General features: G+C 52.3%; 17 protein-coding genes. 11 read left to right on the plus strand and 6 right to left on the minus strand.

Annotated features, from left to right (window positions below):
* Nucleotides 1-234 precede the first annotated feature (234 nt).
* The 4 genes from HMPREF1292_RS07255 (at nucleotide 235) to HMPREF1292_RS07270 (ending at nucleotide 4,742) form a co-directional block, all read left to right on the plus strand.
* Nucleotides 235-1,290 carry a glycine betaine/L-proline ABC transporter ATP-binding protein gene (locus HMPREF1292_RS07255; RefSeq protein WP_021352632.1) on the plus strand — a complete coding sequence of 352 codons (1,056 nt, stop codon included), beginning with the start codon at nucleotides 235-237 and terminating at the stop codon, nucleotides 1,288-1,290.
* Nucleotides 1,290-2,228, plus strand: a complete 939-nt coding sequence (locus HMPREF1292_RS07260) for a proline/glycine betaine ABC transporter permease (RefSeq protein ID WP_023019351.1) — start codon at nucleotides 1,290-1,292, stop codon at nucleotides 2,226-2,228. The genes HMPREF1292_RS07255 and HMPREF1292_RS07260 overlap by 1 nt, the downstream gene beginning before the upstream one ends.
* Nucleotides 2,229-2,517: 289 nt before the next feature.
* Entirely contained in the window at nucleotides 2,518-4,056 is a 1,539-nt protein-coding gene (gene miaB / locus HMPREF1292_RS07265; RefSeq protein ID WP_034646032.1) for a tRNA (N6-isopentenyl adenosine(37)-C2)-methylthiotransferase MiaB, read from the plus strand.
* Between the two features lie 23 nt (nucleotides 4,057-4,079).
* The gene (locus tag HMPREF1292_RS07270) at nucleotides 4,080-4,742 is read left to right on the plus strand and encodes a hypothetical protein (protein WP_034645202.1); all 663 of its coding nucleotides are present in this window, start codon (nucleotides 4,080-4,082) and stop codon (nucleotides 4,740-4,742) included.
* Here the strand turns inward: HMPREF1292_RS07270 and HMPREF1292_RS07275 are convergent.
* Both HMPREF1292_RS07275 and HMPREF1292_RS07280 read right to left on the minus strand, forming a co-directional pair.
* A complete protein-coding gene (locus HMPREF1292_RS07275) occupies nucleotides 4,739-5,986 on the minus strand; it encodes a hypothetical protein (RefSeq protein ID WP_021352627.1) in 1,248 nt (415 codons plus the stop codon). The two genes, HMPREF1292_RS07270 and HMPREF1292_RS07275, sit on opposite strands and share 4 nt — an antisense overlap.
* Before the next feature lie 18 nt (nucleotides 5,987-6,004).
* Entirely contained in the window at nucleotides 6,005-7,369 is a 1,365-nt protein-coding gene (locus HMPREF1292_RS07280) for a DUF349 domain-containing protein (RefSeq protein WP_023019354.1), read from the minus strand.
* A 193-nt stretch (nucleotides 7,370-7,562) separates the two neighbouring features.
* On the opposite strand from HMPREF1292_RS07280, the gene HMPREF1292_RS07285 reads away from it, so the two are divergent.
* From HMPREF1292_RS07285 to dapF, 3 genes are read left to right on the plus strand one after another with little or no spacing between them, the layout of a single operon-like run.
* Nucleotides 7,563-8,360: a hypothetical protein gene (locus HMPREF1292_RS07285; protein WP_126849809.1), complete on the plus strand. Its 798-nt coding sequence runs from the start codon at nucleotides 7,563-7,565 to the stop codon at nucleotides 8,358-8,360.
* A 29-nt stretch (nucleotides 8,361-8,389) separates the two neighbouring features.
* Nucleotides 8,390-9,370, plus strand: coding sequence for a tRNA (adenosine(37)-N6)-dimethylallyltransferase MiaA (miaA, locus tag HMPREF1292_RS07290; protein ID WP_023019356.1), 981 nt, complete (start codon nucleotides 8,390-8,392; stop codon nucleotides 9,368-9,370).
* An 11-nt stretch (nucleotides 9,371-9,381) separates the two neighbouring features.
* Complete coding sequence (gene dapF, locus HMPREF1292_RS07295) at nucleotides 9,382-10,263, plus strand: diaminopimelate epimerase (RefSeq protein WP_021352622.1); 882 nt, start codon at nucleotides 9,382-9,384, stop codon at nucleotides 10,261-10,263.
* Between the two features lie 48 nt (nucleotides 10,264-10,311).
* On the opposite strand, the gene HMPREF1292_RS07300 is transcribed toward dapF, so the two are convergent.
* On the minus strand, nucleotides 10,312-10,851 hold the full coding sequence (locus HMPREF1292_RS07300) for a hypothetical protein (RefSeq protein WP_023019357.1): 540 nt from the start codon (nucleotides 10,849-10,851) through the stop codon (nucleotides 10,312-10,314).
* 121 nt (nucleotides 10,852-10,972) lie between these two features.
* Entirely contained in the window at nucleotides 10,973-11,749 is a 777-nt protein-coding gene (locus HMPREF1292_RS07305) for a hypothetical protein (RefSeq protein WP_023019358.1), read from the minus strand.
* A gap of 79 nt (nucleotides 11,750-11,828) precedes the next feature.
* On the opposite strand from HMPREF1292_RS07305, the gene hflX reads away from it, so the two are divergent.
* Both hflX and HMPREF1292_RS07315 read left to right on the plus strand, forming a co-directional pair.
* Entirely contained in the window at nucleotides 11,829-13,481 is a 1,653-nt protein-coding gene (hflX, locus tag HMPREF1292_RS07310) for a GTPase HflX (protein ID WP_023019359.1), read from the plus strand.
* A 35-nt stretch (nucleotides 13,482-13,516) separates the two neighbouring features.
* A complete protein-coding gene (locus HMPREF1292_RS07315) occupies nucleotides 13,517-14,788 on the plus strand; it encodes a uracil-xanthine permease family protein (protein ID WP_023019360.1) in 1,272 nt (423 codons plus the stop codon).
* Nucleotides 14,789-14,810: 22 nt separating this feature from the next.
* Here HMPREF1292_RS07315 and HMPREF1292_RS07320 read toward each other — a convergent pair whose 3' ends face one another.
* Nucleotides 14,811-15,590: a DeoR/GlpR family DNA-binding transcription regulator gene (locus HMPREF1292_RS07320; protein ID WP_021352616.1), complete on the minus strand. Its 780-nt coding sequence runs from the start codon at nucleotides 15,588-15,590 to the stop codon at nucleotides 14,811-14,813.
* A 47-nt stretch (nucleotides 15,591-15,637) separates the two neighbouring features.
* Nucleotides 15,638-16,351 carry a transcriptional repressor LexA gene (lexA, locus tag HMPREF1292_RS07325; RefSeq protein ID WP_023019361.1) on the minus strand — a complete coding sequence of 238 codons (714 nt, stop codon included), beginning with the start codon at nucleotides 16,349-16,351 and terminating at the stop codon, nucleotides 15,638-15,640.
* A gap of 279 nt (nucleotides 16,352-16,630) precedes the next feature.
* Here lexA and HMPREF1292_RS11130 point away from each other — a divergent pair, with 279 nt between their 5' ends.
* Nucleotides 16,631-16,957: a hypothetical protein gene (locus tag HMPREF1292_RS11130; RefSeq protein WP_126849813.1), complete on the plus strand. Its 327-nt coding sequence runs from the start codon at nucleotides 16,631-16,633 to the stop codon at nucleotides 16,955-16,957.
* A 90-nt stretch (nucleotides 16,958-17,047) separates the two neighbouring features.
* Nucleotides 17,048-17,503 carry a transcriptional regulator NrdR gene (gene nrdR, locus HMPREF1292_RS07330; protein ID WP_023019363.1) on the plus strand — a complete coding sequence of 152 codons (456 nt, stop codon included), beginning with the start codon at nucleotides 17,048-17,050 and terminating at the stop codon, nucleotides 17,501-17,503.
* Nucleotides 17,504-17,538 lie beyond the last annotated feature (35 nt).

Raw genomic sequence — 17,538 nt, forward strand, 5'->3', positions numbered from 1 at the left:
GTAGAGTTCTCAGTCGATGTTTTAAACCGCATATATGTAGCAGGTTAGCTATATTACGGAGAAGGCGCCGAGAATCTACTGGACCTGGGTAGCGGCGAAACTGAGATGTTCATAGCAACCTGTTACTTTGACGGTGAAACTGACGAAGAAGAAAAACTTGCGGCTCGGAACATGCTCTCGTGCACGGGCATTAGGCCGTGTATATACGGTTTTCAAAATTAGAGGAGAGCATTCATGTCCGGAATAATTGCCAACGGACTGTATAAAATTTTTGGGAAAGATCCTGCTCGGGGGGTGCAAGCACTGAGAACTGGGACCACTCGTACAGAGCTGCGCGACCAAGGTTTGACAGCTGCAGTCATCGACGCAAGCTTCGAGGTGGTTCCTGGAGAAGTGTTCGTCGTCATGGGGCTATCCGGAAGTGGAAAATCAACCTTGCTGCGCATGGTCAATGGACTGCATCCCGCGACAGCCGGGGAGCTGAGCTTAGGTGGTCGTCTCATCACCGAGATGTCAGAAGCTGAGTTGCGTTCAGTGCGTAGAGACAATATCTCCATGGTATTTCAAAACTTTGCGCTATTACCGCACCGAAGTGTAGGAGAAAATGCCGCTTATGGCTTAGAAATCAAAGGTGTAGGCAAAACTGAGCGCGAAGAAAAAGCAACCAAAGCCCTACAACTGGTGGGGCTTGACGGCTGGTCGCATTATCGCCCGGATGAGCTCTCAGGTGGTATGAAACAACGCGTCGGCCTCGCTCGTGCTCTTGCTAACGACGCCGAGATCCTTCTGATGGATGAAGCGTTTTCTGCTTTGGATCCGTTGATCCGGAAAGAAATGCAAGATTACCTGCTAAATCTCCAAGCAGAGCTAGGAAAAACTGTGGTATTTATTACTCACGACCTGAATGAAGCCATGCGTGTGGGAGACCGAATCGCAGTCATGCGAGATGGTCGTATTGAACAGATTGGTACTGCCGGTGAGATTTTGCGCAAACCCGCAAATAGCTACGTAGCTCAGTTTATTCAGGATATTGACCGTGCTCGCGTGCTAGTGGCCGGAGATATCTGCACACAAGCGGAATCGCAGCAATTTGTTAGCGCAGCGCTTAGCAGTGAGCTCATCGTGAACTCACGGACTCCAATCGCGCATTTATTTACGCATTCTGCTCGCAATGATGCCCCGCTCGTGGTCAAGAACGACATCGGTGAGATCGAAGGCATTATTACTCGAGAACGTTTGCTTGCTGCTGCGGCGAACGATACTAACCTTCTCGAAGAAAGCGGACGCTAATGGCATTGAGCGAAGAAATTATCCCGCGCATCCCTCTCGGCACCTGGGGCGATAATGCGCTCATGTGGCTGAGGGAGAATGCCTCAGTGATCTTTGATGTTTTTTCTGAGATCACAAAATTTCTGGTCGAAGCTCTCGCGGATGGGTTAAAAGCAATACCAGCAATCCTGTTGTTGGCCATTTTTGCTTGCGCAGGTTGGGCACTGCGGTCATGGCGGCTAGCGCTTAACGCGTGTATGAGCTTCTTGTTAGTGATGGGGCTACGGCAGTGGGAACAAATGCTCGACACTATGGCGATGGTGATAATCGCGACGCTGGTCGCAGTGGTCATTGCGCTCCCTGTCGGGATCTGGGCGGCAAAAAATGATCGGGTTTCGGCAGTGGTGCGCCCTATCTTGGATTTTATGCAGACAATGCCGGCTTTTGTCTATCTGTTGCCTGCAGTGATGTTCTTTTCTATCGGTGTGGTTCCGGGAACCTTTTCGACGATCATCTTTGCTCTGGCTCCGGGGGTACGTATGACTGAACTGGGGATTCGCCATGTTGACCCCGAGGTCGTGGAAGCGGGACGTGCCTATGGTGCTACTGATCGACAAATTTTGCGCGGAATCGAACTTCCCATGGCGATGCCGTCGATTATGGCGGGGATAAACCAAATAATCATGCTTTCGCTGTCGATGGCGGTTATTGCAGGCATGGTGGGTGCCGACGGTCTTGGTAAAGAAGTCGTTGCAGCGATCTCGACGCTTAATCTCGGCCAAGGTTTGGAAGCAGGTCTTGCTGTGGTGATTTTGGCTGTATTCTTAGATCGGCTAACAGCGGCCTTAGGTAATTCTGGTGATTATCCATCGTCATTATTAGCACGGTGGCGGAAAGCTCGGCGACAGCGACAGAAAGGAAGAGCGGAACAAGGTCTGGTCGAGAACGCAAAACCGTAGTTCACCAATTTCGGTTGCTGCAGGGAACGGACACGATGAAACTGAGGCACCAACCTAGATCCCTATATGGTGGCATGTCGGCGCAAGAGATGGCTGGTAGCGTGCTGTTATGAACTCGCGCTGCCAGTAACTACAATGAACTCCCGTGAGCATGCGCAATGAATATAGGGAAAATAGCACTGAAATGTGGCAACCGTCCGTTGACGTGGCTGAGCCGGCGAAGACCGAAAAAGTCTGTCACGGGGCTGCCAAAGAGAATTGCGCAGATGTAGCTGAAAATTTAGCAGACATAAAAACAGAACAATCGGAAACGAGCCCTCGGACGTACGAGGTTCGTACTTTTGGCTGTCAAATGAATGTACATGATTCTGAACGCCTAGCCGGATTGCTGGAAGATGCTGGATATGTTTCGGCAGCAGAGTACCGTTCGGATAAGAGCACTGATTCGGAATCCAAAAACTCTGGCCCAGTCGAGCCGGATCTTATTGTTTTTAACACCTGCGCAGTGCGTGAAAACGCTGATCAACGCTTATACGGTACCCTTGGTAACCTAAAGAAAACCAAGCAAAACCACCCAGGAATGCAGATTGCTGTTGGCGGCTGCTTGGCGCAAAAAGACAAAGATGCAGTTTTAGACAATGCACCCTGGGTGGATGCTGTGTTCGGCACTCATAACATGGGGTCGCTGCCTGCCTTGTTAGAGCGTGCGCGGCATAATGAACAAGCTCAGGTCGAAATTGTTGATGCTTTAGAAGATTTTCCTTCAGTCTTACCGGCAAAACGCGAATCTGCGTATTCTGGGTGGGTCTCCATTTCGGTTGGATGCAATAACACCTGTACTTTTTGCATCGTACCGTCCTTGCGCGGTAAAGAAATCGACCGTCGGCCAGGAGATATCCTCGCCGAAGTTGAGGCGCTGGTACAGCAGGGGGTGAGTGAAGTTACCCTTTTGGGACAGAATGTCAATGCTTATGGCGTCAACTTTGTTGATCCTGAACTCAAACGCGATCGCAGTGCGTTTTCTAAGCTGCTCGCAGCGTGCGCTCAGATCGAGGGGCTCGATCGTTTGCGCTTTACTAGCCCACACCCTGCAGAATTCACCAGTGATGTTATCGACGTAATGGCCGAATACCCGGTCATCTGCCCGCAGTTGCATATGCCTTTGCAATCAGGATCTGACAAGGTCCTCAAAGACATGCGCCGGTCTTATCGCAGCAAGAAATTCATGAAGATTGTCGATGAGGCGCGCGAGAAGATTCCTGGTGCTGCGATCACCACTGATATCATTGTCGGTTTTCCCGGTGAGACTGAGGAAGATTTTCAGGCCACAATGGACATAGTTCGGCGTGCTCGATTCTCGTCGGCCTTCACTTTCCAGTATTCGCCGCGTCCTGGTACACCGGCAGCAGAGATGGAAGCTCAGGTGCCTAAAGAAGTCGTGCAAGATCGCTTCGAGCGGTTGGTTGCTTTGCAAGATGAGATCATGTTGGAAGACAATCGTGCGTTGATAGGGACTGAGGTTGAGTTACTTGTCCAAGCAAGCGGAGGACGTAAAAATGAGAAAACCAACCGGTTATCTGGGCGTGCCCGCGACGGCCGTTTGGTGCACTTTTCTCCACGCGGAGACTTAGACGGTGAGATCCGTCCAGGAGATGTCGTCACAACCACGATCACTGCCGCAAAACCGTATTTCCTGATTGCTGATGGTGGAGTTAGCCAACATCGTCGAACTAAGGCCGGTGATATGTCGAGTGCAGGCAAGACCCCGAGCACCGCACCTGTTGGCGTAAGCCTGGGCTTGCCGACGGTGTCGACTCGCAGCAATTAACGCTGTCTAATAGCATCGAAAATATGACTACTTGGCCATCACAACAACCAGCGAGATCAAATTCTCGACCGGACGCGGAAAAATCTGCGGCGGTAGAAAAACGAGCAGCGCGCACTATGACTTTAGGTAAAGCTGTCTACCCACTGGGAGGCGCAGTTTTCGCGTATGTGGGGTTCTTGATTCTCCCGTATGCTGGTAATACTCGCGGCTATGAAATGTTGTTCGGTAGCAGTGACATAACTACTGTGATTGAACAAGTCTGGGCAGTGTTGTTAACCATAGGTATTGGGCTTGCGAGCACCTCTGTGTTGCTCACCAAATTCGCGCCCGCTGGGTTGGTCGGTTGGATGTGCGTAGCGGTTGCCTTGCCGTATTCTTTGTTCTCGTTGTGGGTGCGTCATACGGGCCCACACGGTGTTGAGAACGCGCCGCATTCCATCGGCATGTATGTTGGCATTCTCGGCGCGGTGCTTGCGTTTGGCGCGTATTGTGCGGTTGCTTTGAAAAAGAATCCGGAACAACGAGCTGCAGCACGCATGCGTGCGGATTCGACCACGGTTGACGAGGTCACTCGGTTAAAACGCGTCTCCGGTATGACGGTGCAGCATACAGATTATGATTCCAACCCATTGTTTGTTGACGACAGGCGTCGTCGGGCAGGTTCGCGTGCTAGCGAGAACGATTAGTTGGCATCGAGCGATTTTTCCCAGGTGGAGCTGCAACTGAATTCGGAGGCTCCCAGGGCGCGATAAATAGCGCGCATCTGGTCGGGCTGCTCAGGGACCGAACCATAAATGCGTTGCACACTTGGCCAGTGTGCACGCGCAGCAGCGATTGCGTGACGTTTGACCAACTTTGCTAGGCCCTGATTCCGATTTTCGCGTGCAGTGACCGTTAGAGTCCATTCCGCTACCGAGGGATCAGAGCCATAGTGTCGGGCAATTTCTGTGAGTGCACAGATCTTTCCTGTGTGCTTGTCGACGATTCCGACCAGCAGGGTAGTACCACCGCGTGCCCGCAAGCGCTTAGCGGCTTGGGCCATCCGACTTGGGGTCCAGTGGATTGGCTCTAGTTCCAAGCCTCCGTTAGGGACATCGACCGAAGCTATGGTCAATAATTCGCGTATTTGCGAAGAATATTTTTCCGTAATTGCGAAATCTAGCCACGTGACAATTTCGTAGTTTAGTTCTCTGCTGCTTAGTCCTGTGCTGCTTGGTCCTCTGCTGTTTCGGGTGTCTGTAACGGGTTTTTGTTCCTGTTTCTCGACTGGAATAAATGCTTGGACATGCCCTAAATGCTGTTGATAACCGGCGTGTGTGATCGCGAAGTAAAACGGATCGGCGCTTGGTGGGTGGTTTGCTGGATAATGCAGCGTGATCTGTGCGCGAGTGCGGCCGAACTGGATAGCGATATCTTCGGCATAAGCGAGTAAACATTTTGCTACTGCTGTCGCTTTTTTACTAGCGCGCTCACCTGGTAAAGGAAGAAGGTCCAGGTCAAGTACACACTCGATTTCGGCGATGGTGGTATCTTCCAGCAAGGGCAAAGTGAGGTGAATAAAACCTGCAAAATTAGGCTCTCCGCCGGGCCAAGCATGCCCGCGAATTCCGGATTGTTGCGGGGGCTCGGTAGAGCTAATAAGAGGATAGGACAACTCTGAGACTTCACCCAGGGGTGCGTTTTCGCAGAGAGCGAACAGATAGGTCGCCGATTCCGCCGAACCCGCTAATTGGGAGACAACTCGTTCAGGTGCTGTTGAAGCTGCAGGGTCCTTTGCGGCATCTTGGGCTGCAACGTTAGCAGCAAGCACAAAATCCCGAATCTCATCGCTGGGGATGAATTGGCTTTCAGGAAGATTTTGCGCTTGCGGCGTGAAATCCGAAGGTTCTTGCCGAGACTGGATGGGAGTGGAAAATTGCGCGAGCTGCATGAGAATCTAGAAATTCCTTTATTGTTCAGGATTCTCTAGGCTCTGTTCAGCCATTCGAGTCCATTCGCGCCATTGTTCGGCCTGGTGGCGCAAGTTTTCGGCTTTGGCTTGTTTCCCGGCCTTCTGCGCTGCATCGGCTTGCGCAGTGAAATCATCGACTTTTGCTTGAAATTGGGCAATACGGGCTTGTGCTTCGGGGTCTGTGCGCTTCCATTCCGCATCCTCTGCTTCCGCTACCCGAGCCTCTATAGCGGCGATCTTGTCTTCGTATGTACGAACCTGATTGCGCGGGACGAAGCCAATCGCGTCCCATTTCTCTTGCAATTCTCGGAGTTTTTCTCGGGCGCTGGAAATACCTTTCGACGGATCAATTAGCTCGTCGTAGTGGGCAAGCAACGCATCTTTTTGCTCTGCATTTTGAGCAAATTCTTCGTCTTTGGCTGCTTGTTCGGCATCTCGTGCGCTGAAGAAGTGATCCTGGGCAGCGCGGAATCGGGTCCATAAGGCATCGTCAGCACCCCGTGGCGCGCGCCCAGAGGCTTTCCATTCGCGCATGAGATCCCGATAAGCTCCAGCCGTACGTGACCAATCTGTGGAGTTTTGTAAAGCCTCGGCTTTTTCTACCAATAATTCTTTGCTTTTTTGTGCTTGCGCGCGTTGTTTATCTAGATCTGCGAAGTGTGCACCTCTTCGCCGGTGGAATGCGTCTCGAGCTCGGGAAAAACGTTTCCACAATTCGTCATCGGTGGCTCTGTCGAGGCCTTTAATGGACTTCCATTCTTGCAGAATCGCACGCAACCGGTTACCTGCTGCTTTCCACTCTGTGGAGTTGTCTGCAATTTCTTCGGCTTCGGTTGCCAAACGGTCTTTGGCAATTTTGGCCTCGGTTGCACGGTGCTGCTGATCACGCTTGGCTTGCTCGGCGGCATCGTCGCAGCGTTTACTAATCTCGGCGAGCCGCTCGTCCAGGGCGGGTAGATTACCGATGACTGCAGCATCGTGGAGGGTTTCGCGTTGTGATTGTGCTGAACGGGCGATTGCTGCAGCATCATGCGGATGCGCGCGTAGACGAGTTTCCAGCACCTCAGCTTGGGTGGCTAATTCGTCGAACTTAGCCCCGTAGTGTGCTAGCCCTTCGTCCTTGCTGCCAGCTTGCCAATAGCCGACTACGCGCTCACTTCCAGCAAGAACACTGGTGAGGTAGACGGTTCCATCCGTGGAGATATAGCCATGGTCCTCCGGATTAGAGGTAATCGGCGCAGATACTGGCACCGGTGTCGGTGTGGAGGCAGACATGGAGGATGAGCGTGCGGAAGCGTGTGGCCGAGGCCCCGGTTTAGGAATAGATGCGGGAGTTGGGTTAGGGGTGTGCTGCTGTGTCATCGCTAATTGTCCTCGAAGTTTCGTGAACTTAAACAAGCCGGTGCTGTCTAGGCGTTGTTTATGTGCGGTCTGGGTTGTTCTGGTCTGTTAGGGGGTAGCAAGTTAGTACTTCTAATTTACCTGCCATACGCCTTTCTTCGTCGTTTCATACAATATCGTTCTTTCCCAAGGTACAACCGTTAGGCTAGATATCGTGAGTATGAATTCCGTATCTTCAGCTGAGTCGGCAGAAATCACCCCTGCAGAAAAGCATGCAGATGATTTACCGATATGCCATTCGACCCTGGCATTTCCTTTGTGCATCGTGCCGACCAGTCCTGCACTTGTTGCGCAATTAGCGCCAGCAGATACCGCTAGCGGCCGTATTCGCTACCGCGTTCGCGAAATATTGAGGATGCTTGTCGACACCACTCGCGAATCGGGCACACCTGTTACCGAGATTGTTTTAGTCGGCTCGCAAGATCCTCGTTGGCGCACCGAACATCGTGGTAATTTCCGCGCGTGGGGCGCACCGGAGATTCAGCTTGCCGACGGACACTATTTGGCGGAATTGGTCCTACGCTACCTGTGTAATGAACTGGAGCCTTTAATCACTGCTAGCTACGGTAGCCTGCAAGAATTCGCCGCTCACCAACACGAGTTAGGAACACTGGTGCTCATGGGGATAGACGGCAGTGCGGGCCTGAGCCAGAGCGCACCGTTGGCCGAACTACCGACCGCGTCGCACGCACATCAATGGTCGCAAGCATTGCTCGGTGGCAACACTAGCGGGCCTGGCTTCGCTACACATCCGAATAGCGAGCAGTTATCTCGCGCAGGGGTATGGGAACCAGAGCTTTGGCTGGAAATTGCACAGCTGAAAGCTGCAGGAGGAATCACGTCTTTGCATTTGCACGATCTCGACACGACCCACGGAGTGGCACGCTATATAGCAACCGGTTTAATCGAGCCTGCAGCTGTTTTAAATAGATTTTTCCAACAGGAATTTTAATAGTTTTCGCAAAGGGGTTTGCAGAGGATATGGCAAGCGCAAATAGAATTCATCCCCCACGACCATTAGCAGTAGTGGGGCCCACTGGGGTGGGAAAATCAGATCTCGGACTCGCCTTGGCGCAGTATTTCGACGGGGAAGTTGTCAATGTTGATTCCATGCAACTTTATCGTGGTATGGATATCGGCACCGCTAAACTGCACCCGATAGAACGTCAGGGAATTCCGCACCACCAACTCGACGTGCTTGCTGTCACCGATACCGCCTCCGTTGCGGCCTTTCAGCGTGCCGCAGTCGCGGATGTTAACGATACCCTGGACCGCGGGAAAACACCGATCATCGTCGGTGGATCTATGATGTATGCCCAAGCTTTGCTGGACCAGTGGGAATTCCCTCCCACCGAACCCGCCGTGCGTGAGAAATATTATGAGTTACAGGAAGAAATAGGTACTACAGCACTCCACCGCAAATTGCGGGAGGTAGACCCAGCTGCTGCTGCGGTGATCGAAGAAAACGACCCACGCCGCATCGTCCGTGCCTTGGAGGTCATCGAACTAACAGGGAAGCCGTTCCAAGCCAGCCAACCAGATAAAACCTCCGCTTATCGTTGGAACGCCACGGTTTTCGGCTTATATGTTGATTCACAATGCTACAACGAGCGCATCGCCACGCGTACGCGCAATATGTTTCAGCAAGGACTGGTAGAAGAAGTACGAGCACTGCAAGGACAAGGATTGGTGGCTGATTCCACCGCTGGCCGTGCCATTGGATACGCGCAAGTTTTAGCAATGCTGGACGGCGCGCTCACCGCAGAAGAAGCCGAAGAAAAAACACTGATTGCGACCCGACAATACGCCCGAAGGCAACGCTCATGGTTTCGTCGTGATAAGCGCATCGTCTGGCTCGATGCCACAGCAGACCCGTACTGGCAAGCCATTAACTACCTGGACAATATTGGTAATTCGAGCGCGACTATCGAAAATCCTCACAGTTCGTTGTCACCCCGGTAAACTTAAAACCTGTGAACTTCCAGATAGATTTTGCAAAAGGCCACGGAACCCACAATGATTTCGTCATCATTGACGATCCCAGCAATCAGAGAGACCTCACGGAGGAACAGGTTCGAGCATTGTGTGACCGCACCGGTGGCATAGGCGCCGATGGCATCCTACGTGTTGTTCGCACCGAGCACGTAAAACCACACGTGTCGCAAGTATCCGAATCGAATGCCACTTGGTTCATGGACTACCGCAACGCCGATGGTTCTATAGCTGAGATGTGTGGCAATGGAACTCGAGTCTTTGCTCATTGGCTCTATCGTCAGGGCTACGAGACGGTGCCACAATTCAGCATTGCTACTCGCGCCGGGGATAAAACCATCAAGGTTGCGGAAGTTGACGATTCGGGGCGGATACCGGATAGCCAGCAAGCAGTTATCAGCGTGGAAATGGGGCGGGCTGAAATCACAGGCTTGTCGACGGCTCATATTGGCCGGGAATCTTTTGCAGGAATTGCGGTCGATGTGGGGAACCCACACCTTGCGGTGGTAGTTCCAGGATGGAACTCGGAGGATATTGCTCGTCTCCAGCTGCAGACGCCGCGTATTGATGAGGATTTCTTCCCGGCAGGAGTCAATGTGGAGATCGCGACTCCACTAGTGGATGGCACAACGCATATGCGCGTTTTTGAACGTGGGGTTGGTGAAACAAAATCCTGCGGAACTGGAACTGTAGCAACAGCTTGTGCAGTCCTTGCGGATGCTGGCAAGCAAGAAGGCACGGTCACCGTCGTCGTACCGGGGGGAACTGTAACTGTCGAAATCCGTGAGGATGGTGCAACGCTGACAGGCCCATCGCGCATCGTTGCCCAAGGTACCTTCCACATTGAACTGGCGGACCAGTAACAGTTTTTGCAACTACGGATTCTGTCCCTCGGACCGGAGTAGCTACCGTTAGTTGCTTCTCGTGGAGCCGGGCCCTTTGCGCTGGGCGGCACGACGCGCGGCGAACCAATGTTCCCGGAGGTTGGACACTCGTTCGTCCGAAATTTTTAATAGTCTTTCAAGCTGGTTTACTCCCAAGCGGGGGTTAGCTAGATGCGCATGCATGCGGTTGCGATAGCGCTGTGCAGTGGAATATTCGTAGTGAAAACGTTCGATCTCTGGCTCATCGCTGTCGCTATTTAACAGTTCTGGGCGGTGAATAGTTCGGTCAGCCAGAGAATCCGGTTCTTGGGAGTAAGCGAACTCGTCGTATTCGGCGATCACATCGTCTAATTCGTCGAGTGAAAGCTTTATCGAGGCACGTAGTGCTTGTACCTCATTTGAGGAAGGCCGCGAAGAAACGTAATACCAGGCTAAGACGCCGATTACCAACACCAGGATGATTCCGGCGGCTTTCAACCACCACCACACCAGGAAGCTCGCAAACAATGCGACAATGATGATGCCGATGCGTTGGCGAGAATAACCGCCGGGGGTAGTTGAAGACATAACCTAACCTAAAAAACTAGCGTGACATACAAAGCTGCTACTTGATAGTCGATCGTTGGTATACCTCGGGTCCGCTTACCAGCCTATATCTACTACAGTGTTTGTGCTTGTGCCTGGGGTACTAGTGTCCGCCGCAGCCACAGCCGCCGGAACCGCAGCCACAGCCGCCAGATCCACAACCGCCGCTAGGGGCAAGGATTGCAGCGGTCAACGTACCATTACCGTGTACAATCTGCCCCTTTTCTGGAACTGTTGCTAATGCATCGGTGGCGATGCAAACGTCCAGTGGGAACTGGGCATCCAATACGAGATGATGAAATTCCTGTCCGGTCAGCTGGTTGCGCAACGTAGTGGACTGGATTACTTGACCGGAAAAAGTCGTGGCGGCATCTGGGGTTTGTGCTCCAGAACCAGACTCGATAATCGCAGCACCACGAGAACTGACAGAACCAAGCTGTCCGCCCGGGTTGCGCTGTTGCCATGTGGCGGCATCGGAAATGACTTCGACGTCGTCGGCAAGCACCGCCATGGTGACTTGCTGCCATGGCTGCGCAGGTTCATCGGCAAGCAATGGCCCCTGTGCTAGGTGTGCAGTCACGGTTGCTACGGGCGTTCCTTGCGGATCAATAATTTCGCACAGGCTGAGCACGTCGTTGATCATTTCGACGTGAGCATAAGTCTGGCTTAACGAATTGAAACCAACGAAAGTAGAAAATGGCTCTACAGCCAGAATGTTTAGCTGTGCGCCGGAAGAGTCGTTGAATTGCACCAACTGGCCACCGCGGACTTCTCCGGTGACCATGAGCTGGTTGGTGGCGATGGCTGCTTCAACGGCATCCTGCCAGTTATCGAAGTGCATGCCGATCGCGGATAAGTTGGTTTGTTTCGTCGCCGTCATAGCGCCCCAGTGTAGCGAATACCGGAAAAGCTGCGAAACCTCGATTTATAGCGATGTGGCTGGCATAATGGGAAACAAGATGACAAAGAATTTTTCACATAGCTTTTCTGCTGGCTCTAAAAATATTGACGCCAAGCATAACTCCTCTAAATCCTCTAAAGCTGCGCATGATGAACTCCTCGAAGCAGCATTCAAAGATAATGAAGCACAGGATTCTTTCGCAATCACTGACGCGCAAGATGCTTTGAGTGAAATTGCGGCTGGGAAATCTGAGGCCATTCGTAGTGACCTGGTCTCTGGAGATAATTCTAGAGATAGTGCGCCGACTACCGGGGATATGGATTTGGCGGAACGAAACGCATTCCGTCGCGTCACTCGGGATACCACTATTCGCACGGAGGACACCACTGATGGCTATGAAGTCGAATATCGAAAGCTTCGTCTCGAGCAAGTAATCCTCGTTGGTGTATGGACAGAAGGAACTGTCGCCGAATTGGAGGCGACGCTAGAAGAACTAGCTGCTTTGGCTGAGACCGCCGGCGCTGAGGTACTCGAAATTTTGTACCAAAAGCGTGATTCGCCTGACTCTGGGACATTCATTGGCTCGGGTAAGGTACAACAGTTGAAATCACTGGTTCAGGAATATGGTGCGGACACCGTTATCTGTGACGGCGAGCTTAACCCAGGTCAGCTCACGGCTTTGGAACGCGAGCTTGATACCAAGGTTATTGACCGAACGATGCTGATTTTGGACATTTTTGCCCAGCATGCGAAGTCCAAGGAAGGCAAAGCCCAAGTCTCGCTCGCACAACTTGAATACCTTTACACACACACCCGAGGTTGGGGCGGCAGCCTGTCCCGCCAGGCTGGTGGTCGTGCCGGTTCTAATGGCGGTGTGGGCTTGCGTGGTCCGGGTGAAACTAAGATTGAGACAGACCGTCGCCGGATTCGCGCAGAAATGGCGCGATTGCGTAAGTCATTAGCCGGGATGAAAACCGCCCGGGAGGTTAAGCGTGCTCGTCGGCAAGGTTCTTTGGTGCCACAAATCGCGATTGCTGGCTATACGAACGCCGGAAAGTCCTCTTTGATTAACGCGATGACTGATGCCGGCGTACTTGTCGAAGATGCATTGTTTGCGACTCTTGATCCGACGACCCGGAAAGCTCAGCTTGGCGACGGTCGCAGCGTCGTTTTCACCGACACCGTCGGTTTCGTGCGCCACCTACCGACGCAACTTGTGGAAGCGTTCAAATCGACGTTGGAAGAAGTGCTTGCGGCCGATGTGATGCTGCACGTGGTCGATGCTGCAGATCCATTCCCGTTGAAACAAATTACAGCTGTGAACAAGGTCATCAGCGATATTGTCGAAGAAACCGGCCAGCAGGCTCCTCCGGAAATTATTGTGATGAACAAGATTGATGCTGCAGATCCACTAGTGCTAGCCGAGATGCGTCATGTGCTGGAAAGAGACAACGTTGTGTATGTCTCTGCGAAAACGGGGGAAGGGATTGCTGAGCTTTCTGGCAGAGTGGAGCTATTTTTGAATTCGCTGGATACCCGGATGCTGCTGGAAATTCCATACACCCGAGGTGACCTTGTTTCTCGTGTTCACGAGTACGGTACGGTCCACAGCGAAAGCTACAATGCAGAAGGCACGGTAATTGATGTCCGTCTACCAGCGGTGATGGCGAAAGAACTTGCAGAATTCGAATCCGATTACCAAACCAGCTAAGTCGCCGACAATAATGACTAACCGTGACTACTTCGATGGGCTGGACGCTACACGGTGACGGTAAGAAGATAAACAAGGGCGCAGTTGTTGCGCCTGAGGAACGGCTCTCGTGGCCCCGGACAATAGGCATTGGCATTCAGCATGTCTTTGCGATGTTTGGGGCGACTTTGTTGGTTCCGACTCTGACAGGCTTCCCGGTCAACACCACACTGTTGTTTTCTGGTTTGGGCACGATGCTGTTCTTGCTTATTACCCGCAACCGGTTGCCGTCGTATCTTGGCTCCTCGTTCGCTTTCATCGCACCGCTGATTGCCTCACAGCAGCACGGTATCGGCGCGCAGCTGGGCGGAATTTTTGTTACCGGCATCGTGCTTATGTTGGTGGGGCTGCTAGTGAAAATTGCCGGCCGTTCAGTGATTGATGCTGTGTTACCTCCTGCGGTGACTGGTGCGATTGTGGCTTTGATCGGACTTAATCTAGCGCCGACTGCGACAGAAAATTTCCAAGCTCAACCACTGGTTGCTGGTATTACTCTGGGCGCGATTGTACTCGCTACGGTGGCTGGACGCGGTATGATCAGCAGATTGAGCATCCTCATTGGAGTGGTTGCAGGGTGGATTTTTGCCGTTATCACCGGGGAAGTTGATGCCGAAGCTGCACAGGCGATTGAAAATGCACCGTGGGTCGGAATTCCGGAATTCCATACACCAGAATTTCAGCTCTCGGTCGTGCTAACCACGCTGCCGGTGTTGGTGGTGCTGATCGCAGAAAACGTGGGCCACGTGAAGGCTGTGTCTGCGATGACGGGTCGCAATGTTGACCACCTGGCTGGAGACGCCTTACTCGCTGATGGGTTAGCTACTACTTTGGCCGGTGGTGCAGGTGGTTCAGGCACAACCACTTATGCAGAAAATATTGGAGTCATGGCTGCGACCAAGGTCTACTCGACTGCTGCATATTGGGTAGCAGCATTGGGAGCGGTTGCGCTAGCATTTATCCCGAAATTTGGGGCTTTGATCTTCAGTATCCCGGTGGGAGTGCTGGGAGGCGCCACGCTGTTACTCTACGGCTTGATTGGCATGTTGGGTGTACGCATTTGGATGGACAATAAGGTCAACTTCAACAACCCGGTGAACCTGACTGCTGCTGCGATTGCTTTGGTTGCTGGGATCGGTAATTTAACGCTGTCTGTTGGCCCAATCGAGCTAGAAGGTATCGCCTGGGGGTCAGTAGGAATCATGGTGCTGTATCCGATTATGCGTTATCTATATGGGCGAATCGGAGAGGGCAGGCCTAACGCAACTTAAGTCGTCATGCGACAGGGCTACGTTAACGTTGGACGACGATGACGTTCACACCCTGTTTCTTTACAGCAGTAACGAGAGAATCTGGTGCTGCAGAGTCAGTGATCAACACATCGATATCTCGGATGGTTGCGAAACTAACGAGGTAATCTCGACCAAGCTTGCTGGAATCGCAAAGCACTACGACCTTTTCAGCGTTCGTCATAAATGCGGTTTTGATAGCCGCTTCTTGGGTGTCTGCAGTGGATAATCCATGTTCCACAGTCAGGGCATCTGTACCGATGAAAGCGACGCTGGCTCTTTGTAAAGCTAAATAGCGCAAAGCGGTGGGACCGACTATGGATTGGGTCATACCGCGCACGGTTCCGCCTAGTAGTTGGACATTATCGAGACCGTAGGAAGCAAGGCTCAAGGCGCCCGGCAAACTGTTGATGACGATATTGAGGTCGGCTGCGCGTTCCGTTTGCCCTAAAAATTCCGCCAGTGAATTATTGGTGGTTCCAGCCCCGATAAAAATTGTGCCGGATTTCGGAACAAAGTCTAAGGCTGCCGTTGCGATAGCGAGCTTCGCTTCTGTGGCCGAACGATTTCGATCGGCCAATGGCACCTCTGAGGTCTGATAGCTGTGCGCTGCACGTGCGCCGCCGCGTACACGGTGAACGGCTCCAATTGCATCGAGAGCCGCAAGATCCCGACGAATTGTCTCCGAGGTTACTGCGAAGCGCTCGGCAAGAGACCCAACTTTGACCCAACCATCGACTGCCGCCAGGGAAGCAATATGACGGCGTCGTTCCTCGGCGTACATGTTTGTATAGTGTCCTTTCTGCTGAGCCGGAGTGGGCCAATCTCGGGTTAAAGTTTGCGCATCACAGAAACAACCTTGCCCATTATTTCGGCTTCATCACCGGGAATAGGGCTAAATGCATCGTTGTGGGGTAGTAGCCAAATTCCGGACGAATCGCGGTGAAATTCTTTGACAGTGGCTTCGTCACCGTCTAATAGCGCGGCAACGAATTCGCCGACTTCGGCCACTTTTTGTGAGCGTACAACCACCCAGTCGCCGTCTAAGATCCCAGCGTCTTTCATGGACTCACCAACGACTTGCAACATGAAGAGATCTCCGCCACCGACGATTTCTTTCGGCATGGGGTAATACGAGTCGATATTCTCTTCTGCGGTAATAGGAGTACCGGCAGCGATACGTCCTAATACGGGGACGTAGCAATAACCAGAAGCATCTGTTGGTGCTTGTGACCCGCTATTAACGTTGCGTTCTGCGTTATTTGTGCGCCTACCTGGTTTTTTCGTCTCTGGCATATTGCGCACGATCATGGCGCGCGGTTTGTTTGGGTCGCGCTGTAAAAAGCCTTTTTCTTCCAGCTGTTTTAACTGGTATGCCACAGATGATGTGGATTGCAGGCCGGCGGTATCACCAATTTCCCGAATGCTCGGAGGGTATCCACGCAGCATGACAGCATCACGGATAACTTCTAGGATGCGGCGTTGTCGGTCGGAGAGTTGTTCGAAGGTAGGTTTCGGTGCTGATGAAGTGCGTGGGCGCGGCATGCATAACTCCTTAAATTCTCGTCAACGATCGTCCAATATGAACAACCTTAATGCTGTAGTTCACATTTTGGATATTGAATGTAGATGGAAAATTGCTTCCGTGTGGTGAATCCGAGTCTAATCGAAGTACTAATCGAACACAATTACTAGTTTTTGTAGGGGTGGTGTGAGACTCACTTTATAGGATTCAGTGTAAGCCGATTGAACGGCTAGGCAATAGTCGGTCGGTGGTGAGCTGGTATTCGGTAGCTAGCCGAAGTTAGTAGTCCAATTCATCGCATGAGTTCAGAAGGAGCGTGGACTGTCGTCATGATTCGCATAGACCGGGGTACGTCCCCGCGCGTGGTTGTGGTTTCTAATCATAGACCTAACAATGTTGTTTCCCCTGTTGCGCAGTGGGAGCCCCAGCAATGCACGAATGAGCATCCCCGTGAAATGATTTACACCTTGCAGCCAATTTCGCTGGTTCCGGATGATCTGGAGCAAGGTAGTCTACAGCTGTCTCGGGCGGCACAGCCGCGATCTTCGGTTGGTATAGCACCGTATTTGATGGGAGTAGTGCTAGGGCTGATTATGGCCCTGGGAGTTTTCGTTGGTGCAGCTTAAATGCCTAAGATCGTTAGTGATTGCTATTAACCGTTCGGTTGTCTTAGTGAATCTGTTGAAGGCTTACGCTACAAGGAGGATGACTAGGCTGTGTACTGCCCATTCTGTCACCATGAACAGTCCAGAGTCGTAGATTCGCGCCTAGTCGATGCCGGTGTTGCCATACGCCGACGTCGGGAATGTACCGAATGTCAAGGGCGTTTTACGACTGTAGAAAAATCAGTATTGCTGGTGACAAAGAGAAATGGGTTGACCGAGCCGTTTTCGCGCGACAAGCTCATCCGCGGTGTCCACCGCGCCTGCCAAGGGCGGCCTGTTACCGAAGATTCTTTGAAACGACTGGCACAGCAGGTTGAAGAAACTGTTCGTGGGCACGGCAGCTCTCAGGTTGATGCAAACGCTATCGGTCTGGCTATCTTGGAACCCCTTCGTGAACTCGACGAAGTGGCTTATTTGCGTTTTGCCTCGGTCTATAAATCGTTCGACAGCGCACAGGATTTCGAATCAGAAATCCGGTTGATGCGCCGCCGTGAACGCGAAGACTAATTACATTCGGTCTACGTAACAGCAGTGCAACGCTG

Origin of the sequence: Corynebacterium sp. KPL1995 (assembly GCF_000477935.1) — a bacterium.
GTDB classification, from domain to species: Bacteria; Actinomycetota; Actinomycetes; order Mycobacteriales; family Mycobacteriaceae; genus Corynebacterium; species Corynebacterium pseudodiphtheriticum.

Coding starts and splice junctions, on each gene's coding strand:
- HMPREF1292_RS07275 (WP_021352627.1), bottom strand. CDS start 5,986: ATGCAGCTCGCGCAATTTTCCACTCCCATCCAGTCTCGGCAAGAACCT.
- hflX (WP_023019359.1), top strand. CDS start 11,829: ATGACAAAGAATTTTTCACATAGCTTTTCTGCTGGCTCTAAAAATATT.
- HMPREF1292_RS07305 (WP_023019358.1), bottom strand. CDS start 11,749: ATGACGGCGACGAAACAAACCAACTTATCCGCGATCGGCATGCACTTC.
- HMPREF1292_RS07280 (WP_023019354.1), bottom strand. CDS start 7,369: ATGACACAGCAGCACACCCCTAACCCAACTCCCGCATCTATTCCTAAA.
- HMPREF1292_RS07260 (WP_023019351.1), top strand. CDS start 1,290: ATGGCATTGAGCGAAGAAATTATCCCGCGCATCCCTCTCGGCACCTGG.
- HMPREF1292_RS07315 (WP_023019360.1), top strand. CDS start 13,517: ATGGGCTGGACGCTACACGGTGACGGTAAGAAGATAAACAAGGGCGCA.
- HMPREF1292_RS07270 (WP_034645202.1), top strand. CDS start 4,080: ATGACTACTTGGCCATCACAACAACCAGCGAGATCAAATTCTCGACCG.
- HMPREF1292_RS07320 (WP_021352616.1), bottom strand. CDS start 15,590: ATGTACGCCGAGGAACGACGCCGTCATATTGCTTCCCTGGCGGCAGTC.
- HMPREF1292_RS07300 (WP_023019357.1), bottom strand. CDS start 10,851: ATGTCTTCAACTACCCCCGGCGGTTATTCTCGCCAACGCATCGGCATC.
- lexA (WP_023019361.1), bottom strand. CDS start 16,351: ATGCCGCGCCCACGCACTTCATCAGCACCGAAACCTACCTTCGAACAA.
- miaA (WP_023019356.1), top strand. CDS start 8,390: ATGGCAAGCGCAAATAGAATTCATCCCCCACGACCATTAGCAGTAGTG.
- HMPREF1292_RS07255 (WP_021352632.1), top strand. CDS start 235: ATGTCCGGAATAATTGCCAACGGACTGTATAAAATTTTTGGGAAAGAT.
- HMPREF1292_RS11130 (WP_126849813.1), top strand. CDS start 16,631: ATGAGTTCAGAAGGAGCGTGGACTGTCGTCATGATTCGCATAGACCGG.